The sequence below is a fragment of the Amycolatopsis pittospori genome (assembly GCF_013870525.1).
GTDB classification, from domain to species: domain Bacteria; phylum Actinomycetota; class Actinomycetes; order Mycobacteriales; family Pseudonocardiaceae; genus Amycolatopsis; species Amycolatopsis pittospori.
This window is the reverse complement of sequence record NZ_JACBXD010000110.1, coordinates 1-21,952: the sequence shown is the minus strand read 5'-3', so window position 1 is coordinate 21,952 and position 21,952 is coordinate 1. Positions and strand designations below refer to the sequence as shown.

Here is a 21,952-nt window from a genome sequence, read left to right as displayed (position 1 = left end):
GTGGCGGTGGATTCGGTGGTGGATTGGGCGGTGGAGTCGGCCGGCGCCGCGGATCAGGCGGGCCGGGCGGCTGCTGGTTCATCGAGTGGATCCCCCATGCGGTCGGCAACGCCGTTCACCCAGGTAGCGGTTTCGGCGTTTCGGCGGTCAGCATAGATCGGCTGCCCTAGAGTGTGTGGCTGTGTTGACGAAATGGGGGACGGCGGTCTTGGCCGTCGCGGCGAGTTCGGCGCTCATGGCGCCACCGTCGGATACGAACGTTCCGGAAGCGCCCGACGCGGGCCCTTCGCTGACGAACGCGCCGCAATTGCCGAAGCCGCCGCCGCTCGGCGCGCGCGGGCAACTCGGCCTGCTCCAGCCGCCCGCCGGTGCCGCCGCGAACGTCGCGGTCAAGGTGGAACGCGACGGTTCGGTGTCGATCACCGAAAAGGTGACCGTCCCAGGTGGACAGCACCTGGTGCGGCGCATCCCGTTGCGGGTTCCCGCCGGTGAAGAGCAGGATCGCGTGTACGGGATCCGTGACGCGGCGGTCGAAGGCGCGGGCAAGACCGAGCTGACCGGCGAGCAGCTGGTCGCCACCTTCGACGGCGGCGAATCCACCCTCAAGTACAAAGTGGACGGAGCGGTCGCCGACGCCAACGGCGCGCTGCAGGTCCGCTGGCAGGTCGCGAGCGGCTGGGACGGTGAACTGTCCCGGGTGTCCGCTTCGTTCAGCGCGCCGACGCGGGAAATGCCCACAGTGGACTGTTTCGCCGGGCCGGTCGGTTCGGACAGGCAGTGCTCCCTCGCGGAGACCGACCACAGCGGCGTCGTCCGCATCGAACAGGACAAGCTCGCGGCCGGGGAGCGGGTCGACCTCGCCGTCCAGCTTCCGGCGGGCACCGTGCCCGCGAACGCCCGGTTCGAGCAGATCGCCTCGGTCGGCGGCGCGTTCGCCCTCACGACGCTCACCGGCATCGGGTTCGGGGCCCTCGCGCTGTTCCTCGTTCTCGGCGCGCTCGCCGTCTGGCTGCTGCGGCGCCGCGATCGGGGCGCGCTGACCGCCGGCACCGGCCCGGTCGACGTCCTCATGCGTGACGGCGACCGTGTCTCCTTCGCTTCACCGGACGGCGTCCTGCCCGGCCAGGTCGGCACCGTCGTCGACGAGACGGTCGACGTCGTGGACGTCAGCGGCACGGTGGTCGATCTCGCGGTCCGCAACTATCTGTGGATCGCCGAGGTCCGTGGCGCCGGCACCGTCGACTGGCAGATCGCCCGCCGCAACGCGCCGGACGAGCACCTCGTCGCCTTCGAACGCGAGATCTACACCGCGATCCTGCCCGAGGGCACCGATTCCGTACTGCTGTCGGAACTCCGCGGCCGCGGCACCGTCGATCTCCGCGTCGCCGGGGAGGCGATGTACGCCGACGTCGTGCGCAAGGGCTGGTTCTCGCGCCGCCCGGACAAGGGCAAGAGCAAGCTCACCTGGGCGGGCGTCGGCCTGGTCGCGCTCGGCCTCGTCGGCACCGTGGTCCTGACCTTCACCGCCGGGCACGCGCTGCTCGGCGTCGCGCTCGCGCTCGCCGGGGTCGCCTTGCTGCTGGGTGCCTCGTGGGTACCGCCGAGGACTTCGCGCGGCAGGCGGCTGGTCGGCCAGGTACGCGGGCTGCTGGAGTACCTGCACACGGTCAAGGTCGGCGAGATTCCGGTGGGAGACCAGGAAATGGTGTTCTCACGGTCGCTTCCGTACGCGATCGTCCTCGGCGACACCGAGCACTGGCTCCGGACCTTCGAAGGGCTCGACCCGTCGGCGGACGGTTCGGCCGGGCTGTACTGGTTCGGCGGCCTCGAAGGCGACCGGGACCTGCGCCGCTTCGCCGCGCATCTGCCGTCCTTCCTGTCCGCTTTGGACGGTCTGCTCGCCGAATCCGGTCATCTGCGCTCGATCCGCCCGGAACCGGTCCCCGCCTGACGTGAAGACCCGTAACCACCGCATTCAGAGGACTAAATGCGTGCTGGTGGCCGTGCTCTTGACGGGGCTGGGGGCGGCACCGGCGCGGGCGCAGGGCGAACCGCAGCTGCCCGCGTTACCCAACAGCGCGGAGATCTCGCTCAAGGTGGAACGCGACGGTGCCCTTTCGGTCGTCGAGGCGGTGTCCGTGCCGAGCGAAGCGACGATGACGCGTCGCGTCCCGTTGCGGACGGCCGCTCCGCGCGACCGCGACCGGATCATCGGGATCCGTGACGTCACCATCGAAGGGGCGGGTAACTCCGAGCTGACCGACGACGAATTCACCGTCCGGCTCAAGGGCGGTACGTCGATCGTCCGGTACACAGTGGACGGTGCGGTCGCCGAAGCCGACGGCCTGCTGCGGGTCGGCTGGCAGCTCGCGGGCGGCTGGGACACCCGGCTCGAACTCGTGCGCGCGAGCTTCGCCGCGCCGGTCATCCCGAACGCGGTCACCTGTTACGCCGGTCCCGAGGGAACCCGGGGGCACTGCGGCACCGCGCAGATCGCGCATTCCGGCCTGACCCGGTTCAGCCAGCAGAACCTCGCCACCGGCCAGCGGATGGAGATCTCCGTCGAGCTGCCCGCCGGCACCGTTCCGGCGAACGCGCGGCTGGAGCCGTCGAAGACCTTCGCGGGCGCCTTCGTGCTCACCACGCCGGTCGGCTGGGCCTGGGGCGGCTTCGCGCTCGCCCTGGTCGCGGCCGCCGTCGCACTGGGCCTGCTACGACGACGGGACAAGCACCCGGGTGGCGCACTCCCGGTCCGCCTGCTTACCGGAAAGGATGACGAAGCCGCGTTCGCGTCCCCCGACGGTGTGCTGCCGGGACAGGTCGGAACCGTTCTTTCGGGCCGCGCCGACGCCGTCGACCTGGCGGCGACGGTCGTCGACCTCGCGGTCCGGAACTACCTGTGGGTGAGTGAGGAGTCCGGCGAGCTGAACGACTGGCGGCTGGTCCGCCGTAATCCGCCTGACGAGCAGCTCACCGCCTTCGAACGCGCGGTGTTCGACGTCCTGCTGCCGGACGAACGGGAGTCGGTGCTGCTCTCGGAGGTCCAGGCGGCGCGGATCGGCATCGGGGCCGTGCGCGACGTCCTGCACGACGGCGTCGTCGAGCGCCGCTGGTACTCGCGTCGGCCCGCCGAGCTCACCCGTGCCGGGCTGCGGGTCTGCTTCTACGGCCTGTTCCTCACCGTCCTGCTGGCGCTGACCGTCGGCTACGCGCAACTCGGCCTGATCGTCATCGCCGCGGGTGCGGTACTCGCCGTCGCCGCCCGGTGGCTGCCGGTGCGCACCGGCAGCGGCGTCGCGCTGCACAGGAGGTTGCTCGGCGTCCGCGACGCCCTCGTGGAGACCAAGGCGAGCGCCGTCCCGAAGCTCGAACGCGAGGTGCTCCTTTCGCGGGCGCTGCCTTACGCGCTCGCTCTGGGCGAACAAGAACACTGGGTCGCCGGCTTCGCCGCTCTGAAGGGGCCGCCCAAGATCTACTGGTACGGAAGAGAAGGCGCCGACGAGCTGCCCGTCGCGCGGGTGAGCGAGTTCACCGCCGCGCTCGTGGGAACCTTCGCCGCCACCCGCGAGGGCCGTCGCCTGAAGGCCTGACTAGCCCGTAGGGTGGTGCGCATGGCCGATCCCGAGCTTGTCCGATTCACCCTCGACAACGGTCTGCGCGTGGTGCTCGCGCCCGACGAGACCGCTCCGGTGGTGGGTGTCAGCGTTCACTACGACGTGGGCTTCCGTTCCGAGCCCGAAGGGCGCACCGGTTTCGCGCACCTCTTCGAGCATTTGATGTTCCAGGGGAGCGAGAGCCTGGAGAAGCTCGCGCACTTCCGGTACGTCCAGTCGAGTGGTGGCAGCTTCAACGGGTCCACCCATCCGGACTACACGGACTACTTCGAGGTGCTCCCCGCGGCGGCACTCGAGCGCGCCCTGTTCCTCGAAGCGGACAGGATGCGGGCGCCGAAGCTGACGCAGGAGAACCTGGCCAACCAGATCGACGTGGTCAAGGAGGAGATCCGCCTCAACGTGCAGAACCGGCCGTACGGCGGGTTCCCGTGGATCCTGCTCCCGCCGGTGCTGTACTCCACCTTCCCCAACGCGCACAACGGTTACGGCGGTTTCGAGGACCTCGAACAGGCCACCCTGGACGACTGCGCGGCCTTCTTCGACACCTACTACTCGCCCGCGAACGCGGTGCTCACCGTCGCCGGTGACTTCACCGTCGACAACGCCCGCGAGCTGATCGAGAAGCACTTCGGCGACATCCCGCACCGGCCCGCGCCGGTCCGGCCGTCGTTCGCCGAGCCCGCCCCCGAGGGCGAACTGCGCGGCGAGGAGGTCGACGCGCACGCCCCGCTGCCCGCGGTCGGCGTCGGCTACCGCATGCCGGATCCGATCAACGACCTCGACGGCTACCTGGCGAACCTCGTGCTCGCCGGCGTGCTGACCGACGGCGACGGCTCCCGCCTGCAGCAGCGTCTGGTGCACCGCGAACCGCTGGTCGTCGACATCGGCGCCGGGGCCGGACTGTTCGGCCCGTTCGAGGCACGCGACCCGGACACGTTCACCATCACCGCGATCCACCCGCACGAGGTGAGCACCGACCAGGTCCTCGCCGCGCTGGACGAGGAGCTGGAGAAGCTGGCGGCCACGCCGCCGGAGGACCAGGAACTCAAGAAGGTCACCGCGCGCTGGGCGGCCAGCCTGCACTCCGAGCACGACAAGCTGGTGTCCCGCACGCTGGCCCTCGGCTCGTTCGAGCTGCTCTACGGCGACGCGTCGCTGGTGTACCGGCTCGCCGAGAAGATGTCGGCGGTCACCGCGGAAGCCGTTTCGGCGGCGGCGAAGGCACTGCGCCCGGATTCGCGCGCCGTCCTCGTCATCCGCCCGGGTAGTGGATCTTCAGACCAGGAAGGTACCGAGCAGTGAGCGCACCGCACCGCACCGCCGAGGAGATCGGCCGCACGGCCGCCGGGCCGCGTCCGGTCCCGCCGCTGGGGACGCAGCGCGCCGCCGCCGACCTGTCCCATGTGGACACCACGCTGTCCAACGGGCTGCGGGTGCTCGCCGTCCGCAAGCCCACCGTTCCGCTGGTCGAGCTGCGCGTGTGGATCCCGTTCGCGGGTGAGGACGCACTGCACCCGGCGACCGCCGAGGTGCTGGCCGAGACCCTGCTGACCGGTACCGCCCGCCGCGACCGCATCGAGATCGACGCCGACCTGGCGCTGATCGGCGGCGACCTGTCGTCCGGCGTCGACCCGGAGCGGCTGGTCCTCAGCGGCACCGCGCTGGCCGACGGCCTGCCGACGATGCTCGACGTCCTCGCCGACGCGCTCACCGGCGCGTCGTACGCGGACGCCGAGGTCGAGCGGGAACGCGAGCGGCTGATCGAGCGCATCGCCGTCTCCCGCACGCACCCGCGGACGATCGCCCGCGAGGCGCTGCAGAAGCACCGCTACGGCGACCACCCGGCCACGCGCGAGGTCCCGCAGGCCGACGATGTGGCCGCCGTCGAGCCCGATCGCGTGCGCGCACTGCACCGGGCTTCCGTGCTGCCGCGGGGATCCGTGCTGGTGATCGTCGGCGACATCGACCCGCAGACCGTCATCGGCGACCTGGAGAAGGCGCTCGGCGGCTGGGCTTCGGACGCCTCCGCCGTCCGCCTGCCCGCACTGCCCGACCTCACCGGCGGCAACGTCCTGCTGGTGCCGCGGGCCGGCGCCGTGCAGTCGCAGATCCGGCTTTCCGCGCAGACCGTGCCGCGCACGGACCCGAGGTACGCCGCGCTGCAGCTGGCGAACCTCGCGTACGGCGGGTACTTCTCGTCGCGGCTGGTCGAGAACATCCGTGAGGACAAGGGTTACACCTACAGCGCCCACTCCGGGTTCGAGTTCACCGACCAGACCGCCGTGGTGAACGTCGACGCGGACACCGCGACCGACGCGACCGCGGCCGCCCTGATGGAGACGCGGTACGAACTGGCCAGGCTCGGCCTCGTGCCGCCGACCGCCGACGAGGTCGAGTCGGTGCGGCAGTACGCGATCGGTTCGCTGGTCACGGCCGCGTCGTCGCAGGGAGGGCTCGCCGCGCAGCTGGCCGCGCTCGCCGCGACCGGACTGGGCGCCGAATGGCTCGCCGAGCACCCGGCGCGGCTCGCCGCCGTCACCGCCGAGGACGTCGCCGCCGCCGCGCTGGAGTTCTTCGCGCCCAAGCGGTTCACCGGGGTCGTCGTCGGTGACGCCGACGTCCTCACGCCGAAACTGCAGGCGCTCGGCGACGTGACCATCGGGGAGCCCGCCTGATGAAGCAGCCGTTCGGGTTGGGGGCGCTCCCGACGCTTTCGCGCTCCACGGCGGACCGTCAGGAATCCTTGCGCACCAACCCGGACCGGCTCTTCGCCCGCTGGCCCGACGCGCGCGTCGTCCTGCTCGACGAGCACTCGCGCACGCCGGTGGTCGAGGGTTCCGGGAGGCTGGCGACCCGCAAGACGCAGGACTTCGGCGCCGAGCCGCCCGCCGACGCGGTCTTCCTGGGGGAGTGGCAGGGCACCGACTTCTGGTCGCTGCCCGGTCGCCCCGCCGGGGAGACCGAGACCGTCGAGATGGCGGGCAGCTGGGGCGTCGTCGAACAGGTCCCGCGGCATCAAGGCGAGATCTGGGTCGACCTGCGCGGCTACGGCGACCTGCTCGACGACACGTCGGCCGGGTTGTTCACCACCGCGCAGGCGCTGGGGAACTGGCGGCACCAGGCGAAGTTCTGCACGCGGTGCGGAAGCGCGACCGAACTCGTCCAGCTGGGCTGGGCGAGCAGATGCACCGGCTGCGGCCGGGAGGAATACCCGCGCACCGACCCCGCGGTGATCTGCCTCGTGCACGATGACGACGGCGTCGACGGCGAGCACGTCCTGCTGGCACGGCAGCCGATCTGGCCGGAGAACCGGTACTCGATCCTCGCCGGTTTCGTCGAGGCGGGGGAGTCGCTCGAAGGGTGTGTCGAGCGGGAGATCCGCGAAGAGGTGGGCGTCGACGTGTACGACATCCGCTATCTCGGCAGCCAGCCGTGGCCGTTCCCGCGGTCGATCATGCTCGGCTTCACCGCACGCGCCGACATCTCCGCTCCGCTCGTACCCGCGGAAGGTGAGATCGAAGAGGCACTGTGGGTTTCGCGGGCGGAAGTGCGGGCCGCTTTCGCGAACAGTCAGCTGCGGAATTCCGGTGCCGTGCCGACCCCGATCGCCGGTGGCGCGGCGCACCTGGTGCTGCCGGGGAACTCCTCTATCGCTCGCGTGATGCTGGCGGCCTGGGCCGGGGTCTCCTGACGGGATCGCGTCGCCGTGGTCGTGAGTGGCGTTTCGGGTTCTAACCCGAAACGCCACTCACGACCACCTCGGGCCGGTCTGCCGCGCTACGAACGGGCGAAACGCAGGACCCAGGCTCGCTCCTGGATCTCCTCGCCGGTCAGCGTCCAGCCCTGTTCGCCGGCCAAGGCCAGCACGCGCTCTTTCGGAACTTCCTTGTAGCGCGACCAATCGAGCTCCATCCGGTCCCCGGTGGCGGCGACCGAGTCGCGCAGGGCGAGCAGCTGCGCTTCTCGCCGTCCGCGCAGTCTGCCGTCGGGAACGCCGATGGCCTGGACGATCCCGAGGACCACGACGACGGCCAGCGCCGGGACGACGAGGAGCAGGTTCACCGCGTTCTCAGTCATCGAGCGACAACTTCCTCTTCGCACGCGGGGCTTCGAAGAGAAGGGTGCGTGTCCCGTTGTACGTCCGGCGGTCGCCGGTGTACCGGAACCCCTTGCTCGCCGCGAGTTCCTTGATCATCGGTTCGGAAAGCGGATACGCGGTCCAGACCGGGACCTGCCCGTGCCGCGAAAGATCTTTCAGCGCCCGGTCGCAGCCCTGGCTCAGGCTCTGTCGTGAGCGCCGGACGAAACCGATGACGAACCACACCGCCAGCACGGGAAAGGCCGCGTAGAGGACGGTCATCGCTCAGCCGAGCTGGTTCGTGATCGACGACGGCGGAGCCGGGGGATCGAACGAGACACTCTTCGCCACTCCGTTCAAGATCGCGAGGTAGGCCTGCCAGTCTGCCAAATCCTCGGTGGACACGGACAGGATCGCCAGCCGGCGCTTGTCCGGGAAGGCGAAGACGATCTGCGCCTGCCGCATCCGGTGGGTGACCGGTGTCCGCCTGCCGAGCGGGGTGAACGGGAGTGACACCGTGACCTCTTCGCCGACGACGAGACCCTCGCCCGCGGGGAAGTCCGCGTACCCGATTTCCCGCGGTTCGCCCCGGACGGTGAGCCCGCCGGCGATGGCGGCCAGGGGCTGTTCCGCCCGCAGGTCGGCGGGTTTGACCATGATGGCCAGCTGACCGGTGGTGACGCGGGCCGGATCGTGATCCGACCGGGCGAAGATCTGCCCGACATAGACGGCGCCCTCTTCGCGGAGCTTGGCCAGGGACATCTCCTGCGTCAGCGCGAGGTGGACCGCTTGCTGCGGGGTCAGGCCACGCAGCGCGGCTGGCCACTGTTCGAGTGCCCGGCGCATCCGCGCGTCGGCCGGTTCGGCGAAGTCGACTTCGTGCAGCTGCTCGGGAACGGTGAACCGGAACGGGACCTTCGCCGCCGGGGTGGCGCCCGGTTCGAGTGTGGTGATCATTTCAGCGAGATACCCCCGAGGATCGCGCCGATGGCGCCTGTCGTGTTCTTCGCGTTGGTGGTCGCTTCCGTGGTGTCGAACAGCCCGAGCGCGCTCGGGACCTGCAGCGCGACGCCGGTGCCGCCCTGGATGACCTTGGCGACGTTGTTGCTCATGGCGACCAGTTCCGGCGAGGCGGTCAGGCCGACGCCCATCGCCTTGTCCGCCATCCAGCTGAACGCCTTGGCCGGATCCTGCATACCGCCGACGACCTTGGCGATGTCGTCGGAGAACGCCTTGCCGCCGGCGACCATCGCGTCGGCGGCGGTGTTCATCATCCCGGTCGCGCGGCTGACGTCGACGAGTTTGTCCACGCCCGAGAGCGCGGTGGTCGCCGCGTCCATGCCCTTCGCGACCGCGCCGACGCCCGGGATCATGCCGATGACGTCGCCGCCGAGGGACACCCAGGCGTTCGGGTCGTCCCACTTGTCGTTGACCACCATGTCGGCGCCGTGGGCGAGCAGCGCGACCGCGCCGGCGCCCAGGGCGATCGGGCCCATGATCGGGGTGAGGATCGGGATGAACGCGAGCGCGCCCGCGACCGCGGCGATGATGCCCGCGATGTCACCGATGTCGCCGAGGTGGTCCTTCAGCCATTTGCCGACGTCGTCGAACATCGACCCGAGCGAGTCCCAGAACGACTCGGTCGGGGCCTCGCCCGCGGCGTCCTTGAGTTCGTCCGCGCAGTTGTCGGCGTCGTCTTCCCAGGTGTCCTTGAGGTTCTCCGCCTGTTTCCGGAGATCGGCGAGCCGGTCCCAGGCCGCGTTCGCCGCGTTGATCTTGTCGACCGCCGCGTTGTGCAGGTTCGCGTCGTCCGGCTTGCCCATGGCGGACTGCCGGGCCGAGCGCGCCGCCGAGTCCGCCTGCTCGGCCGCTCCCTTCGCCTTCTTCGCCTCGGCCTCGAGTTCGCGCGCCTTCCGCTGGTGCGCGTCGAGCCGGTCGCTCCAGGTGGACAGCGCCTTGCCGGCCTTGTCCAGCGACTTGTGGCTCTTTTCGAGGTACTCGGGTAGCGGTCCGAGCCGCGAGGTGAACGCCTGCGCCGCGGTGCCGGTCCACATCTCCCGCTTGTCCTTGACGTTCTTCAGGACTTCGAACGCCTCGTTCGCGTACTTGCCCGTGTCGGTCATCTGCCGGGCGAGGTCGCGGACGGTCCCGACGTTGCCGCGCGCGGGATCGAAGCCCAGCGCCGAGAAGTCGTCAGCCATTCGCCTGCCCGCTTCCCATGTCGCCCGCCATCTGCTTCAGCGAGTCGGTCAGCCCGGCTTCGAGCTCGGCATACCCCTTCATCGCCTGGTTCAGGCCGCCCTTCATCTCGTCGACGGCCCGGCGAAGCTCACGCAGGCCGCCCTCCCAGTCGTCCTTGAAATCGGCGCACGCCTCGTCGAGGTCGTCGGGTCCGATCGAGTCGGGTCCGATGTCCTGCATCTTCTTGATGGCTTGATCGATGTTGTCGACGGCACGGCCGAGGTTCTTCCCCAGCGCGTCCATACCGTCGATGTCGACGGTGAAATCCGGCATTTCGCCCCCAGTGGCTCTTATGGGCAGCGAGCGTAGGACGACGGGCCCGCCAGTGTGGGCCGAATGGGCGAATCGTCCTAGGGTTTCAGCCAGGGCTGAAACCGTGACACGGAGGCGGTGCGCGTCCGCTACCCTCCCGCCGTCCGGTTTCAGGATCATCGAGTGGGGACACTGGGAAAAGAATGAAGAACACCTTGCAGCGGCTTGCCGTCGCCGGAGCCGCTGTCGCGGCCTTCGCCTCGATCAGCGCCGTGACCGCGGAAGCGGCGCAGGCCTCGGACTACGAGTATTTCGGTTCGTACAGCCAGGAAGACTGCGGAATCACCGGCCACCACGGCCGCATCGCCGGGGACTGGGACGGGTGGATGTGTTACCCCTCGCCCACGTTCTACTGGGTGTACGACCTGTACGTGCAGCCCAACTTCTGATCGAACGCTCAGCCGAAGGGCCGCCCAGGAACTCCTGGGCGGCCCTTCGTCGTCAGGTACCGCTGAACGGGACGCGCGAAGCGTTATCTCCCTGTTTCATCACCCCGTTGACGGCTGTGGCTCGGCTCACTACAGTCCCCGGAAACCGTCTGTAAAGTTTCCTAACGAAGTGGGAGCGAGTCCACGTGCGAGCCGGCAGTCCGCGAATGCTGCGCGAGATCAACGATCGTGCGGCCATCGAGGTCCTCCTCCGGGAGGGCCCGCTGACGCGCTCCGAGCTCGAAGTCGCCATCGGCCTCTCGAAGCCCGCGACGGCGCAGCTGCTCACCCGCCTCGAACAGGACGACGTCGTCGCCAAGGCGGGCGTGCGCGGCGGAGGACGCGGGCCGCGGGCGCAGTTGTGGCAGGTCAACGGCGGTATCGCCTATGTCGCGGCCGTGGATCTCACGCCCCACGTGGCCGATTTCGTCGTCGCCGACGTCACCGGCGCGGTGCTCGCGGAGTACCAGGTCCCGCTGCCGGTGCACGAGGGCGCGGACGTCGTCGGCACCTTCGGCGCGGCGCTCACCCACGTCGCGAGCGAAGCAGGCCTCGCCGCCACCGATCTCCGTCACGTCGTCATCGGCGCGCAGGGTGCTTTCGACCCGCGTACGGGCCTGCTCTCCTCCGCACCGCACATCCCCGGCTGGCTCGGCTTCGACGTGCCGACCAGGCTCAGCGAGGAACTCGGCGTCGGCGTCACCATCGAGAACGACGTCAACCTGGTCGCGATCGTGGAAATGACCGTCGGACAGGCCGTCGGCCTCGACGACTTCGTGATGATCTGGCTCAGCGACGGCGTCGGCGGTGCGGTGGTGGTCGGACGGCGGCTGCTGCGCGGCGCGACCGGCGGCGGTGGCGAGATCGACTGGATGCGCGTCCCCGACCCGGCTTCCCTTGCCGCGTCGGACAAGAAGCCGCGCGAGGGAGACCGTTTCGGTGACCTCGTCGCGTCGCCCGCCGTCGTCCGATTGGCCGCCGCGCACGGTATCGAGGCCGAAACCGGTTCCGACGCCGTCACCAAGGCCCGCGAAATCGACGCCGACGACTTCCTCGACGACCTCGCCCGCCGCGTCGCGGGTGGGGCGGCCAACCTGATCGCGGTCGTCGATCCCGAGCTCGTGCTCCTTTCCGGTGACACGAGCCGTGCCGGTGGCGACGAATTCGCCGCGCTGGTCGCGAAAAGGCTCCACGAACTCGTCCTGCCGCGTACGCCGGTCGGTGTCGCTTCGGTGCAGGGCAACGCGGTGCGCGAGGGCGCTTTGCAGTCCGCCCTCGCCACCGTCCGCAGGGACGTCTTCGGCGTCAACACCCCTTCGCTCCTCGGGCCTCGCCGGTCCGGGGCGGGAGAGCCCCATCCGATCGTGGCGATCCCGGATTCACGAACAGAACCACCGTCTCCCGCCCCAACCAACTAGGAGGAGGGTCATGAGTTCCACGACCCAGGTTCGGAGAAGTGGCCGCCGTTGGCGCGGCTCGATAGTGCTCGGCGCGGTCACCGTCGCCGCGCTGGTGTCCGCTTGTTCGGGTGCCGCAAGCGGCCCGAAGGATGGGGCGGGTGACGCGGCGGCCGCCCCCGCCGCGGACGCGAAGCTCACGCTGACCGTCTACAGCAAGTTCACCGACCGCGAGTACAACGTGGTCACCGCCGGGCTGAACAAGCTCAAGGCGAAGTTCCCGAACATCGAGATCAAGCACGAAGGCCAGCAGGACGACGATAAGATCACCCAGTCCATCCGCGGTGGCAACCCGCCGGACGTGGCGATCTCGTTCTTCACCGACAACCTCGGCGCGTGGTGTTCCACGGGCAGCTTCCAGGACCTCAAGCCCTACATCGACCGCGACAAGATCGACCTGACGCAGATCCCCGACGCGGTCCGCAGCTACACCGAGTTCCAGGGCAAGCGCTGCGCCATGCCGCTGCTCGCCGACGTCTACGGCTTCTACTACAACAAGGACATGTTCGCGGCGAAGGGCATCACGTCGCCGCCGAAGACGACCTCGGAACTGTTCGAGGCCACCAAGAAGCTGACCGAGTTCAACCCGGACGGCTCGATCAAGACCGCGGGCTTCCTGCCGTCGATGCCGTTCTACGCCAACTACGCGCAGTACTGGGCCCCGAACTTCGGTGCCACCTACCTCGGCGCGGACGGCCAGTCGCACCTCGCCGACAGCCCCGAGTGGAAGGCGATGTTCGACTTCCAGAAGCAGCTCGTCGAGTTCTACGGCGGCCACGCCAAGGTCGAGCAGTTCAAGGCCGGTCTCGGCGAGGAGTACTCGGCGGACCACGGTTTCCAGCGCGGCAAGCTCGCGATGATGATCGACGGCGAGTACCGCACCGCGTTCATCAAGGACCAGGCGCCGGCTCTGAAGTTCGGTACCGCGGCCCCGCCGGTGCTCGACAGCAAGCCGGACCGCTACGGCGGCGCGTTCACCACGGGCACGATCATCGCGATCCCCAAGGGCGCCAAGAACCCCGGTGCGGCTTGGGAACTGATCAAGCAGGTCACCCTGGACACGTCGACGCTCGTCGAACTCTCCAACGGCCTCAAGAACGTGCCGAGCACCAAGGCCGCGCTGACCGACCCGAAGCTCGAGGTCACGCCGGAGTTCAAGACGTTCCTCGATCTGTACAACGGCGGGAAGCTGCTGCCGAACCCGTCGACCCCGATCGGCGACGCGCACCTCAAGGCCGTCAACGACTTCGCGGAGAAGTGGCAGGCGGGGAACATCCCCGACATGGCCGCGGGCCTGAAGCAGGTCGACGCGCAGATCAACGACGAGCTGGCCCAGAAACGCGCCGGCGGCTGATCGCATGACATCGACCCTGGATTCCAGGGCGGTCGGTTCCCCTTCCGCGTCCACCCGGACGCGGAAGGGGAACGCAGCGCGCCGCCGTCGCACGGTCTTCTACTTCATCGCACCGGCGATGCTCGGGTTCCTGATCTTCTTCGGCTACCCGCTGATCGCCACGCTGTACTACTCGTTCACCCGCTACGACCTGATCAACGCGCCGGAATTCGTCGGCTTCGACAACTACATCCGGATGTTCACCAGCGAGCCGCTGGTCGGCACCGCCGCGTACAACACGCTGTGGCTGGTGATCGTCCTGACGTTCTGCCGTGTGGTGTTCGCCCTCGGCACCGCGTCGATCATCTCCCGGCTGAAGTCGGGCGTCGGCCTGGTCCGGACGCTCTGCTACCTGCCTTCGCTGGCCCCGCCCGCCGCGGCGACCCTGGCGTTCGTGTTCCTGTTCAACCCGGAATACGGCCCGGTCAACGCGTTCCTGAGCGCGGTCGGCATCGACGGCGGCCTGTGGTTCAACGACCCGGCGATGTCGAAGCCCGCGCTGACCCTGCTGGTGATGTGGGGTTCGGGCGAGCTGATGATCATCATCCTGGCGGCGCTGCTCGACGTGCCGCAGGAACAGTACGAGGCCGCCGAACTCGACGGCGCCGGTCCGGTCCGCCGGTTCTGGCACGTCACGCTGCCGTCGATCTCGCCGGTGCTGCTGTTCGGCGTCGTCAACTCGATGATCTTCGCGTTGCAGTTCTTCACACAGGCGATCGTCGCGGGCTCGGCGGCGGCCGGAGCGGCCGACGTCGCGGGCAACACGAGATTCATCGGTGCGCCACAGAACTCGACGCTGACCTATCCGGTCTGGCTGTACGTCCAGGGTTTCCGGTACTTCAACATGGGTTACGCGGCGGCGATGGCGGTCCTGCTGTTCATCGTCTCGGCCGGGTTCACCTGGATTCTCGTGCGGCAGCTTCGTAAGTCCCAGCACCAGGAGGAGGGGGCATGATCATATCCTCGCGACAGCCTGTTCATGGCCCCGACCGGGTGCGGGTGCCCCGCATGAGCGGAGCGGGCGGATGACCACACTGGCCGAGCCCCGGCACACCGCCCCGGCGTCCGAACCGCCGAAGGTGCGGATGCGGCGCCAGTGGGACAAGAAGCTGTACTGGATCGCCACGCACAGCCTGGGGATCGCGATGGGCGTGATCTTCATGCTGCCCATCCTGTTCGTGTTCCTCACCGCGGTGATGTCCAGCGACCAGGCGCTTTCGTCGAACTTCTGGCCGAAGGAATGGCACTTCGAGAACTTCATCGAGGTGTTCGAAAAAGCGCCGCTGCTGCAGTACTTCGGCAACAGCATGCTCTATTCGACGCTGGCCACCCTGGGAGCGCTCATTTCGGCGATCCCGGCGGCGTACGCGCTTTCGAAGCTGAAGTTCCGTGGGCAGAACCTGTTCTTCATGCTCACCGTGGCCGCGATGATGCTACCCCCGCAGGTCACCGTCGTGCCGCTGTACGACCTGTGGGTGCGGCTCGGGTTCACCGGGACGCTGGTCCCGCTGATCGTGCCGTACTTCTTCTTCGACGCGTTCTCGATCTTCCTGCTGCGACAGTTCTTCCTCACCATTCCGAAGGACTATCTGGAAGCGGCGAAGATCGACGGCTGCAACGAGTTCCAGACGATGGTCAAGGTGCTGATCCCGATGGCGAAGCCGGGGATCGCGGCGACCGCGATGTTCTGCTTCCTGTTCACCTGGAACGACTACTTCGGTCCGCTGCTCTACACCGGTGAGACCCGGGACAGCTGGCCGCTTTCGCTGGCGATCGCGTCGTTCCGCGGGATGCACCACGTCGAGTGGAACCTCACCATGGCGGCCACCGCGCTGATCATGCTGCCGGTGATCGTGCTGTTCGTGTTCGCACAGAAGTCCTTCGTCAAGGGCGTCACATTCACAGGGGTCAAGGGATGAAACTGGCAGTCGTCGGTGGTGGGTCCACTTACACGCCCGAACTGATCGACGGGATCGCCGGACGGCGGTCCACTTTGGACGTCGACGAGATCGTGCTGATCGATCCGGACGCCTACCGGGTGGAGGCGGTCGGCGACTTCAGCAACCGGTTGCTGAACCACGCCGGACATCCGGCGCGGGTCCGCACCACCTCCAGTCTCGAAGAAGGTGTCGAGGGCGCGTCGGCGGTGCTGATCCAGTTGCGCGTCGGCGGGCAACGCGCGCGGCGCGGGGACGAGACGTTCCCGCACGCCTGCGGCTGTGTCGGGCAGGAGACCACGGGCGCGGGCGGCCTCGCGAAGGCGCTGCGCACCGTGCCGGTGGTGCTCGACATCGCCGACAGGGTCCGGAAGATCGCCGGCGACGACACCTGGATCGTCAACTTCACCAACCCGGTCGGCATCGTCACCCGTGCGCTGCTGAACGAGGGCCACCGCGCCGTCGGGCTGTGCAACGTCGCGATCCACCTGCAGCGGACCTTCGCGCATCTGCTCGGCGCCGGCGTCGACGACGTCAAACTCGTGCACACCGGGCTGAATCACCTGAGCTGGGAACGGAAGGTGCTCGTCGACGGCGAGGACCGTCTGCCGGAACTGCTCGCGGAGCACGCGGAATTCCTCGGTGAGCACGTCACCGCGCCGGTCGAATGGATGCGGCGGATGAACGTCGTGCCGTCGTACTACCTGAAGTACTACTACGGGCACGACGAGCAGGTCGTGAAGCAGCGCACCGAGCGGCCGCGCGCGGACGTCGTCAGCGACGTCGAGGAGGAACTGCTCAAGGTGTACCTCGACCCGGAGGTGGTGACCAAACCGGAGCAGCTGGAAAAGCGGGGCGGTGCCTACTATTCCGAGGCCGCGGTGCAGCTCGTGCACGCGCTCACCTCGGGCGGGCCCGCGGAGGAGCACGTCGTCAACGTCCGCAACGAAGGCACTTTCGACTTCCTGCCGGACGACGCCGTCATCGAGGTCCCGTCCCTTGTGGACGGTAAGGGGCCGCGTCCGATCCCGCAGCCGCCGGTGGAGCAGCGGTTCGCCGGGCTCATCGCCGGGGTGACCGCGTACGAGCATCTCGCGCTGGAGGCGGCGATCAAGGGCGGCCGGGACCGGGTGGCCGACGCACTGCTCGCGCATCCGCTGATCGGCCAGTACACGAAGGCCGACCAGCTCGCGGACACGCTGGTGCAGATCAATCGCCAGTTCCTGCCGTGGGCCGGAGCATGACGGCCGGCTCAGCCGACGTCGTCGTCGCGATCGACGGCGGCAACAGCAAGACCGACGTCCTGATCGTCTCCCGGGACGGCCGGGTGCTCGGGCAGTCGCGTGGTCCGGGCGCGTCCCCGCAGAACATCGGGGTCGACGCCAGTGTCCGCGCGCTGGAGGCGCTGGTCTTGGAAGCCCTTCGCGGGGCAGGGCTTTCCGGCGACCGTCCTTTCGCGACACATACCTCGGCCTACCTCGCGGGACTGGATTTCCCGCAGGAGGAGAGGATCCTGCACGCGGCGCTGGCCGCACGGGGCTGGAGCGACACGCTGATCGTCGGCAACGACACGCTCGCGCTGCTGCGGGCGGGCAGTTCCGACGGGAGCGGGGTGGCGGTGGTGTGCGGCGCCGGGATCAACGGCGCCGGCATCCGCGCCGACGGTCGTGAACACCGGTTTCCGGCGCTGGGCAAGATCTCCGGCGACTGGGGCGGCGGCTACCGGCTCGGCGAGGAGGCCCTGTGGTGGGCCGTCCGCGCCGAGGACGGCCGGGGCCCCGGCACCGCGCTGCAGGCCGCCGTCGCCGCCCACTTCCGGGCGTCGTCGGTGTTCGAAGTGGTGCAGCGCCTGCATTTCGAGGAACTGCACTCCGACTCGATCCACGGCCTGTGCCCGCTGCTGTTCGCCGTCGCGGCGGGCGGCGACGAGGTGGCGCAGGACATCGTCACCCGGTTCGTCGAGGAAGTGGCCGTGCTGGTCGCGGTCATCCTCCGGCGGCTCGAACTGACCGAAGAGGCGCCCGAAGTCATCCTCGGCGGGGGAGTGCTGACCGGCGTCGGCGCGCAGGTGATCGCGGAAATCGAGCGGCGGTGCCTGAAGGTGGCCCCGCGCGCTTCCGTCAGCGTTGTCGACGTCGCCCCGGTGGTCGGCGCGGCGTTGTTCGGGCTGGACACCGTCGGCGCGGCGGACTCCGCCAAGGCCGCCCTCAAGGCCGCCACCAAACGGGTCTGAAAGTCCGTGAAGGCCTCCTTCCCTACTCTCAAGGTAGGGAAGGAGGCCTTCACGGACATCGGCTCAGGAAGCGGCGGGCACCAGCGGCGCGTCCGTCTCCAGCAGCGACTTGAGGTCCGAGAGGATCCAGGCCCAGCCGCCACCGGCGTTCTCGCCCGGTCCGGCGTTGACGTCCTCCTGCGAGCCGTTGACCAGCGCGGCCGTGGTCGGCGCGTCCGTGACGTCGTGGGTGACCGTCAGCCGGGTGCCGGCTGTCTTCGTCTCTTCGATCTCGTAGGTGAGCTTGGTGTAGGGCTCCTTGTCGAAGGACGGGTCCATCAGCAGCTTCCAGGTGATGACCAGCTTGCGTGGCGGGTCGACCTCCAGCACCTCGCCATCGACGAGATCGTTCGTGAACCCGGCCTCGACGTAGTCCGGCGTGGGGTGGGTGGCATGCTTGCCGCCCGGCCGCAGGTCGTAGTCGACCAGGCCGGTGTACCCGTACTTCTGCGACCACTCGGGCTTCGTGATGGCGTCCCAGATCTTCTCGGGGGTGGCCTTGATGTAGACGCGGTAAACCTGGGTGTCGGTCATGACGGCTCCTCGGGTTCGGGGGTTTCGAGTTCGGCTTTGAGATCGAGCAACGCGGTCACGTTGCGCTCGGTGAACTTGTCGATCCACCTGTCGTGGATCTGCCGGATCGGAACCGGGTTGAGGAAATGCCGCTTCTCCCGGCCCTCCTTGCGCGTGACGACAAGTCCGGCTTCTTCCAGCAGTTTCAAATGCTTCATCACGCCGAACCGGCTCATGTCCACTTCGGACTCGAGATCGGTCAGCGTGCGGCCGTCACGCGCGAACAGCTGGTCGAGCAGGAACCGGCGAGTCGGATCCGCCAGGGCCTTGAAAACCAGGTCGTCGTCGGGCACAACGGAAGAATAGGTGACCAAAAGGTCACGTGTCAACCGGGGCTTTCGCTAGAGGAGCGCGCCGAGGGGGAGGATCAGGGCGATCGCGACCACGGAGATGACCGTCTCCATGATCGACCAGCTCTTCAGCGTCTGCCCGACCGAAAGCCCGAAGTACTCCTTGACCAGCCAGAACCCGGCGTCGTTGACATGCGAGAAGAACAGCGAACCGGCTCCGATGGCCAGCACCAGCAGCGCGCTGTGCGACGGGTCCATGGTCGCCGCGAGCGGCGCGACGATGCCGGCCGCGGACACGGTCGCGACCGTCGCGGAGCCGGTGGCGAGCCGGATCGCGACCGCGACCAGCCAGCCGAGCAGCAGCGGCGAGAGGTTCGCGCCGGTCGCGAGGCTGGTGATGACGTTGCCGACCCCGGCGTCGACGAGGGTCTGCTTGAAGCCGCCGCCCGCGCCGACGATGAGCAGGATCCCGGCGATCGGCGGGAGCGAATCGGCCAAGGTGGAGGACAGCTTGTCGCGGGTGAAGCCCGCGGACCTGCCCAGGGTGAGCATGCCGAGCAGGACCGCCGCGAGCAGGGCGACCAGCGGGTCGCCGATGAAGTCGAGTACCCGGCGGACGTGGTTTTCCTTCTCCAGAAGGATGTCCGCGAGGGCCTTGCCCATCATCAGCACGACCGGCAGCAGCACGGTGGACAGCGTCGCGAGGAAGCCGGGGCGACGTCCCTCTTCGGAGGACGACTCGGGGACGAGCCGTTCCGGCGCCACGGCGTCCGGCACCATCTTGGCGGCCAGCTTGCCGAACAGCGGACCGGCGATGATCACCGTCGGGATCGCGACGAGCAGGCCGAAGGCCAGCGTGAGGCCGACGTTCGCGTTCAGCGCGCCGGCGGCGGCGAGCGGGCCGGGGTGCGGCGGGACGAGACCGTGCAGCACCGAAAGTCCGGCGAGCGCCGGGATTCCCAGCATCAGCAACGGTTTCCCGGTCCGCTTGGCGACCAGCAGGATGACCGGGATCAGCATGACCAGGCCGATCTCGAAGAACATCGGCAGCCCGATCAACGCGGCGACCAGCGCCATCGCCCACGGCAGGGCGCGGTCGCCCGCGCGGCGCAGGATGGTGTCGACGATCTGATCGGCGCCGCCGGAGTCGGCGAGCAGTTTGCCGAGCATCGCGCCGAGTGCGATGAGCACGCCGACCGAGGCGACCGTCGAGCCGACGCCGGTGCTGAAGCTCTTGATCAGCTTGTCTACCGGCATCCCGCCGACCAGGCCGAGTACGCCGGAGCCGAGGATCAGGGCCAGGAACGGATGTTGTTTCGCCTTGGTGATCAAGACGACGATCACGGCGATGGCGAGCACCGTCGCGCCGATGAGGCGCGTGTCGTGTCCGGTCCAGGCGGCGGCGAGAGTGGTGGTCATGAGTGGTCCTTGAAGGCGGCGAGGCTGGTGTTGACGATCTCTTCCGGCGTTTTCGCGATATCGGCGACGAGACCGAACTCGTCCGGCTGCAGCGGTTCGAGGTCGGCGAGCTGGGAGTCCAAAAGGGACACCGGCATGAAGTGGCCGGAGCGCGTCGCCATCCGCTCGGCGAGCAGGGCGCGGTCGCCGTGGAGATGCAGGAACCAGACCTTCCCGCCGTTGCGCAGGATGTCGCGGTAGCGGTACTTGAGTGCGGAGGACGTGACCACGCCGCCGGAATCCTGATGTTCGCGGATCCAGTCGGCGATGGCTTCGAGCCACGGCTGCCGGTCTTCGTCGTTCAGCGGGTGGCCGGAGCTCATCTTGTCGATGTTCGCCTGCGGGTGGAACGTGTCCGCCTCCGCGTAGTCGACGCCGAGCCGTTCGGCCAAGGCCGTGCCCACGGTCGTCTTTCCCGAGCCGGAAACACCCATCACCACGATGACCGTCATCCGTACCTCCCACATCGTTGTAGCCGGGACGAGTACAGCCCAAAAGTACTACTTAAGCAAGATGAAGTACTACTTAATCGAGTCAGAACGTTAAGATCGCCAGGTGGGCAACGACAGACATGCCGAAGTGCTCGACGCGCTCGGCGCCGCGATCGCGAACGGGGAGCTCCCGCCGGGTTCGGTGCTGCGGTCCGACGAGCTCCAGGAGCGGTTCGGCGCCTCCCGCACGGTGGCGCGCGAGGTGGTGCGCGTCCTCGAAACGATGTGCCTGACCAGCAGCAAACGCCGGGTCGGGATGATCGTGCGCGAGCCGAGCGAGTGGAACCACTACGACCCGAGGCTGCTCCGCTGGCAGCTGGACGGGAGCGAACGGAAGACCGCGCTGCGCACGCTGACCGAGCTGCGCTCCGCCGTCGAACCGAGCGCGGCCCGGTTCGCCGCGCTGCGGGCGACGCCGGAAGAAGGCGGACGTCTCCGGGCGTTGGCGCGGCGGCTGGAAGAGACCGCACACCGGAAGGACCTCGCGACATTCCTGGACCACGACATCGCCTTCCATGATCTGCTGCTGTCCGCGTCACGGAATCCGATGTTCGGGCAGCTTTCCGCGGTGGTCGCCGAAGTGCTCGCCGGGCGTACCGGGCACGGGCTGATGCCGGAGGAGCCGCAGCCCGAGGCCGTCGCCCTGCACGTCGAAGTCGCGGCCGCGGTCGACGCCGGTGACGCTGACCGGGCGGAACGCGCCATGCGGGACATCGTCATCCAGGCGCGTGACGAGATGGCCGTCCTCCTGGACGGATGATCTTCGAGTAATCTCTGCAGGTCATTCGAGGGACTGCATGCGGGGGGCGACGGTGAGCGCGGCACGCGCGATCGGCTTGGTGTTGGGGGTGGCCGCGGACGGGGCGATCGGGAACCCCCGATCACGGCGTCCGGTGGCGGCGTTCGCCCGGGCGGCCTCGGCGATGGACGCGAAGGTCCGGGAGAAGCATCCGGCGGCCGGCGTGCTGTGGACCGGCGGTCTCGCGGGCTCCGCCGTGCTGGCGGGCGTGCTCGCCGAACGCGCCGGACGACGCAGCCCCGTCCTTCAGGCGACCACGACCGCGGTGAGCACCTGGGTGGTGCTCGGCGCCGCCGGACTCGCCGCACACGGCACATCACTGGCGCGCGACCTCGAAGAAGGCGAACTCGAAACCGCGCGCGGCACACTGTCCTCATTGGACCCACGAGTCGCCGACGACCTCGGCGTCATCGGACTCTCGCGCGCTTCGATCGAAACCCTCGCCGAGAACACCGCGGACGTCGTCGTCGCGCCGCTGGTATGGGGCGCACTCGCCGGTGTCCCCGGCCTGCTCGGCTCGCGGGCGATCAGCATGCTGCGCAGCCTCGGCCGAGGACGGCCCGAGCGCTACCGCTGGTTCGTCGCCCGGCTCGACGAAGTCGTCCACCT

The 21,952-nt window shown here is 68.9% G+C and carries 23 protein-coding genes; 14 read left to right on the top strand and 9 right to left on the bottom strand.

All coding sequences use genetic code 11. From position 1 onward, the window contains the following. The first annotated feature begins 181 nt into the window (after positions 1-181). From H5J31_RS35575 to nudC, 5 genes are read left to right on the top strand one after another with little or no spacing between them, the layout of a single operon-like run. Entirely contained in the window at positions 182-1,951 is a 1,770-nt protein-coding gene (locus H5J31_RS35575) for a DUF2207 family protein (protein WP_181777077.1), read from the top strand. A gap of 46 nt (positions 1,952-1,997) precedes the next feature. Further along, the gene (locus H5J31_RS35570; RefSeq protein ID WP_328701696.1) at positions 1,998-3,590 is read left to right on the top strand and encodes a DUF2207 family protein; all 1,593 of its coding nucleotides are present in this window, start codon (positions 1,998-2,000) and stop codon (positions 3,588-3,590) included. 21 nt (positions 3,591-3,611) lie between these two features. Next, the gene (locus H5J31_RS35565) at positions 3,612-4,916 is read left to right on the top strand and encodes a M16 family metallopeptidase (RefSeq protein WP_181777073.1); all 1,305 of its coding nucleotides are present in this window, start codon (positions 3,612-3,614) and stop codon (positions 4,914-4,916) included. Beyond that, on the top strand, positions 4,913-6,289 hold the full coding sequence (locus H5J31_RS35560; RefSeq protein ID WP_181777072.1) for a M16 family metallopeptidase: 1,377 nt from the start codon (positions 4,913-4,915) through the stop codon (positions 6,287-6,289). The genes H5J31_RS35565 and H5J31_RS35560 overlap by 4 nt, the downstream gene beginning before the upstream one ends. After that, positions 6,289-7,305: an NAD(+) diphosphatase gene (gene nudC, locus H5J31_RS35555; protein ID WP_181777071.1), complete on the top strand. Its 1,017-nt coding sequence runs from the start codon at positions 6,289-6,291 to the stop codon at positions 7,303-7,305. Before H5J31_RS35560 ends, nudC begins: the two co-directional genes overlap by 1 nt. An 86-nt stretch (positions 7,306-7,391) precedes the next feature. Here the strand turns inward: nudC and H5J31_RS35550 are convergent, their stop codons facing one another. The 5 genes from H5J31_RS35550 to H5J31_RS35530 are packed head-to-tail and all read right to left on the bottom strand — an operon-like array spanning position 7,392 to position 10,206. After that, positions 7,392-7,691, bottom strand: a complete 300-nt coding sequence (locus tag H5J31_RS35550; RefSeq protein WP_181777070.1) for a hypothetical protein — start codon at positions 7,689-7,691, stop codon at positions 7,392-7,394. Beyond that, positions 7,684-7,974, bottom strand: coding sequence for a hypothetical protein (locus H5J31_RS35545; RefSeq protein ID WP_181777069.1), 291 nt, complete (start codon positions 7,972-7,974; stop codon positions 7,684-7,686). Before H5J31_RS35545 ends, H5J31_RS35550 begins: the two co-directional genes overlap by 8 nt. A 3-nt stretch (positions 7,975-7,977) precedes the next feature. Further along, entirely contained in the window at positions 7,978-8,649 is a 672-nt protein-coding gene (locus H5J31_RS35540; RefSeq protein WP_181777068.1) for a hypothetical protein, read from the bottom strand. After that, on the bottom strand, positions 8,646-9,893 hold the full coding sequence (locus H5J31_RS35535; protein ID WP_181777067.1) for a putative T7SS-secreted protein: 1,248 nt from the start codon (positions 9,891-9,893) through the stop codon (positions 8,646-8,648). The genes H5J31_RS35540 and H5J31_RS35535 overlap by 4 nt, the downstream gene beginning before the upstream one ends. After that, complete coding sequence (locus tag H5J31_RS35530) at positions 9,886-10,206, bottom strand: nitrate- and nitrite sensing domain-containing protein (RefSeq protein WP_181777066.1); 321 nt, start codon at positions 10,204-10,206, stop codon at positions 9,886-9,888. Before H5J31_RS35530 ends, H5J31_RS35535 begins: the two co-directional genes overlap by 8 nt. A 182-nt stretch (positions 10,207-10,388) precedes the next feature. Here H5J31_RS35530 and H5J31_RS35525 point away from each other — a divergent pair, with 182 nt between their 5' ends. The 7 genes from H5J31_RS35525 (at position 10,389) to H5J31_RS35495 (ending at position 17,693) form a co-directional block, all read left to right on the top strand. Further along, on the top strand, positions 10,389-10,634 hold the full coding sequence (locus H5J31_RS35525; protein ID WP_181777065.1) for a hypothetical protein: 246 nt from the start codon (positions 10,389-10,391) through the stop codon (positions 10,632-10,634). 206 nt (positions 10,635-10,840) lie between these two features. Then, entirely contained in the window at positions 10,841-12,091 is a 1,251-nt protein-coding gene (locus H5J31_RS35520; RefSeq protein WP_181777076.1) for an ROK family transcriptional regulator, read from the top strand. A gap of 10 nt (positions 12,092-12,101) precedes the next feature. Beyond that, positions 12,102-13,484 carry an extracellular solute-binding protein gene (locus H5J31_RS35515; RefSeq protein ID WP_207899327.1) on the top strand — a complete coding sequence of 461 codons (1,383 nt, stop codon included), beginning with the start codon at positions 12,102-12,104 and terminating at the stop codon, positions 13,482-13,484. A 4-nt stretch (positions 13,485-13,488) separates the two neighbouring features. Next, complete coding sequence (locus H5J31_RS35510; RefSeq protein ID WP_181777064.1) at positions 13,489-14,478, top strand: carbohydrate ABC transporter permease; 990 nt, start codon at positions 13,489-13,491, stop codon at positions 14,476-14,478. 70 nt (positions 14,479-14,548) lie between these two features. Beyond that, positions 14,549-15,442 carry a carbohydrate ABC transporter permease gene (locus tag H5J31_RS35505; RefSeq protein ID WP_181777063.1) on the top strand — a complete coding sequence of 298 codons (894 nt, stop codon included), beginning with the start codon at positions 14,549-14,551 and terminating at the stop codon, positions 15,440-15,442. Next, entirely contained in the window at positions 15,439-16,704 is a 1,266-nt protein-coding gene (locus H5J31_RS35500; protein WP_181777062.1) for a 6-phospho-beta-glucosidase, read from the top strand. The genes H5J31_RS35505 and H5J31_RS35500 overlap by 4 nt, the downstream gene beginning before the upstream one ends. Next, positions 16,689-17,693, top strand: coding sequence for an N-acetylglucosamine kinase (locus H5J31_RS35495; protein ID WP_181777061.1), 1,005 nt, complete (start codon positions 16,689-16,691; stop codon positions 17,691-17,693). Before H5J31_RS35500 ends, H5J31_RS35495 begins: the two co-directional genes overlap by 16 nt. 63 nt (positions 17,694-17,756) lie before the next feature. Here H5J31_RS35495 and H5J31_RS35490 read toward each other — a convergent pair whose 3' ends face one another. Genes H5J31_RS35490 through H5J31_RS35475 form a run of 4 tightly spaced genes read right to left on the bottom strand, consistent with a single transcriptional unit; the run spans position 17,757 to position 20,505 of the window. Further along, positions 17,757-18,266: an SRPBCC family protein gene (locus H5J31_RS35490; protein ID WP_181777060.1), complete on the bottom strand. Its 510-nt coding sequence runs from the start codon at positions 18,264-18,266 to the stop codon at positions 17,757-17,759. Continuing rightward, on the bottom strand, positions 18,263-18,598 hold the full coding sequence (locus H5J31_RS35485; protein WP_181777059.1) for an ArsR/SmtB family transcription factor: 336 nt from the start codon (positions 18,596-18,598) through the stop codon (positions 18,263-18,265). The genes H5J31_RS35490 and H5J31_RS35485 overlap by 4 nt, the downstream gene beginning before the upstream one ends. 48 nt (positions 18,599-18,646) lie before the next feature. Beyond that, entirely contained in the window at positions 18,647-20,014 is a 1,368-nt protein-coding gene (locus tag H5J31_RS35480) for a GntT/GntP/DsdX family permease (RefSeq protein ID WP_181777058.1), read from the bottom strand. After that, positions 20,011-20,505 (bottom strand): gluconokinase, encoded by a 495-nt coding sequence (locus H5J31_RS35475; RefSeq protein ID WP_181777057.1) that lies wholly within the window; start codon positions 20,503-20,505, stop codon positions 20,011-20,013. Before H5J31_RS35475 ends, H5J31_RS35480 begins: the two co-directional genes overlap by 4 nt. A gap of 103 nt (positions 20,506-20,608) precedes the next feature. On the opposite strand from H5J31_RS35475, the gene H5J31_RS35470 reads away from it, so the two are divergent. Next, a complete protein-coding gene (locus H5J31_RS35470) occupies positions 20,609-21,304 on the top strand; it encodes a FadR/GntR family transcriptional regulator (protein WP_181777056.1) in 696 nt (231 codons plus the stop codon). Positions 21,305-21,341: 37 nt separating this feature from the next. Then, positions 21,342-21,952: CobD/CbiB family cobalamin biosynthesis protein (locus H5J31_RS35465; RefSeq protein ID WP_181777055.1), on the top strand; the 611-nt coding region annotated here is incomplete at its 3' end.

Coding starts and splice junctions, on each gene's coding strand:
- H5J31_RS35565 (WP_181777073.1), top strand. CDS start 3,612: ATGGCCGATCCCGAGCTTGTCCGATTCACCCTCGACAACGGTCTGCGC.
- nudC (WP_181777071.1), top strand. CDS start 6,289: ATGAAGCAGCCGTTCGGGTTGGGGGCGCTCCCGACGCTTTCGCGCTCC.
- H5J31_RS35550 (WP_181777070.1), bottom strand. CDS start 7,691: ATGACTGAGAACGCGGTGAACCTGCTCCTCGTCGTCCCGGCGCTGGCC.
- H5J31_RS35545 (WP_181777069.1), bottom strand. CDS start 7,974: ATGACCGTCCTCTACGCGGCCTTTCCCGTGCTGGCGGTGTGGTTCGTC.
- H5J31_RS35540 (WP_181777068.1), bottom strand. CDS start 8,649: ATGATCACCACACTCGAACCGGGCGCCACCCCGGCGGCGAAGGTCCCG.
- H5J31_RS35535 (WP_181777067.1), bottom strand. CDS start 9,893: ATGGCTGACGACTTCTCGGCGCTGGGCTTCGATCCCGCGCGCGGCAAC.
- H5J31_RS35530 (WP_181777066.1), bottom strand. CDS start 10,206: ATGCCGGATTTCACCGTCGACATCGACGGTATGGACGCGCTGGGGAAG.
- H5J31_RS35525 (WP_181777065.1), top strand. CDS start 10,389: ATGAAGAACACCTTGCAGCGGCTTGCCGTCGCCGGAGCCGCTGTCGCG.
- H5J31_RS35520 (WP_181777076.1), top strand. CDS start 10,841: ATGCTGCGCGAGATCAACGATCGTGCGGCCATCGAGGTCCTCCTCCGG.
- H5J31_RS35515 (WP_207899327.1), top strand. CDS start 12,102: ATGAGTTCCACGACCCAGGTTCGGAGAAGTGGCCGCCGTTGGCGCGGC.
- H5J31_RS35510 (WP_181777064.1), top strand. CDS start 13,489: ATGACATCGACCCTGGATTCCAGGGCGGTCGGTTCCCCTTCCGCGTCC.
- H5J31_RS35505 (WP_181777063.1), top strand. CDS start 14,549: ATGACCACACTGGCCGAGCCCCGGCACACCGCCCCGGCGTCCGAACCG.
- H5J31_RS35500 (WP_181777062.1), top strand. CDS start 15,439: ATGAAACTGGCAGTCGTCGGTGGTGGGTCCACTTACACGCCCGAACTG.
- H5J31_RS35490 (WP_181777060.1), bottom strand. CDS start 18,266: ATGACCGACACCCAGGTTTACCGCGTCTACATCAAGGCCACCCCCGAG.
- H5J31_RS35480 (WP_181777058.1), bottom strand. CDS start 20,014: ATGACCACCACTCTCGCCGCCGCCTGGACCGGACACGACACGCGCCTC.
- H5J31_RS35475 (WP_181777057.1), bottom strand. CDS start 20,505: ATGACGGTCATCGTGGTGATGGGTGTTTCCGGCTCGGGAAAGACGACC.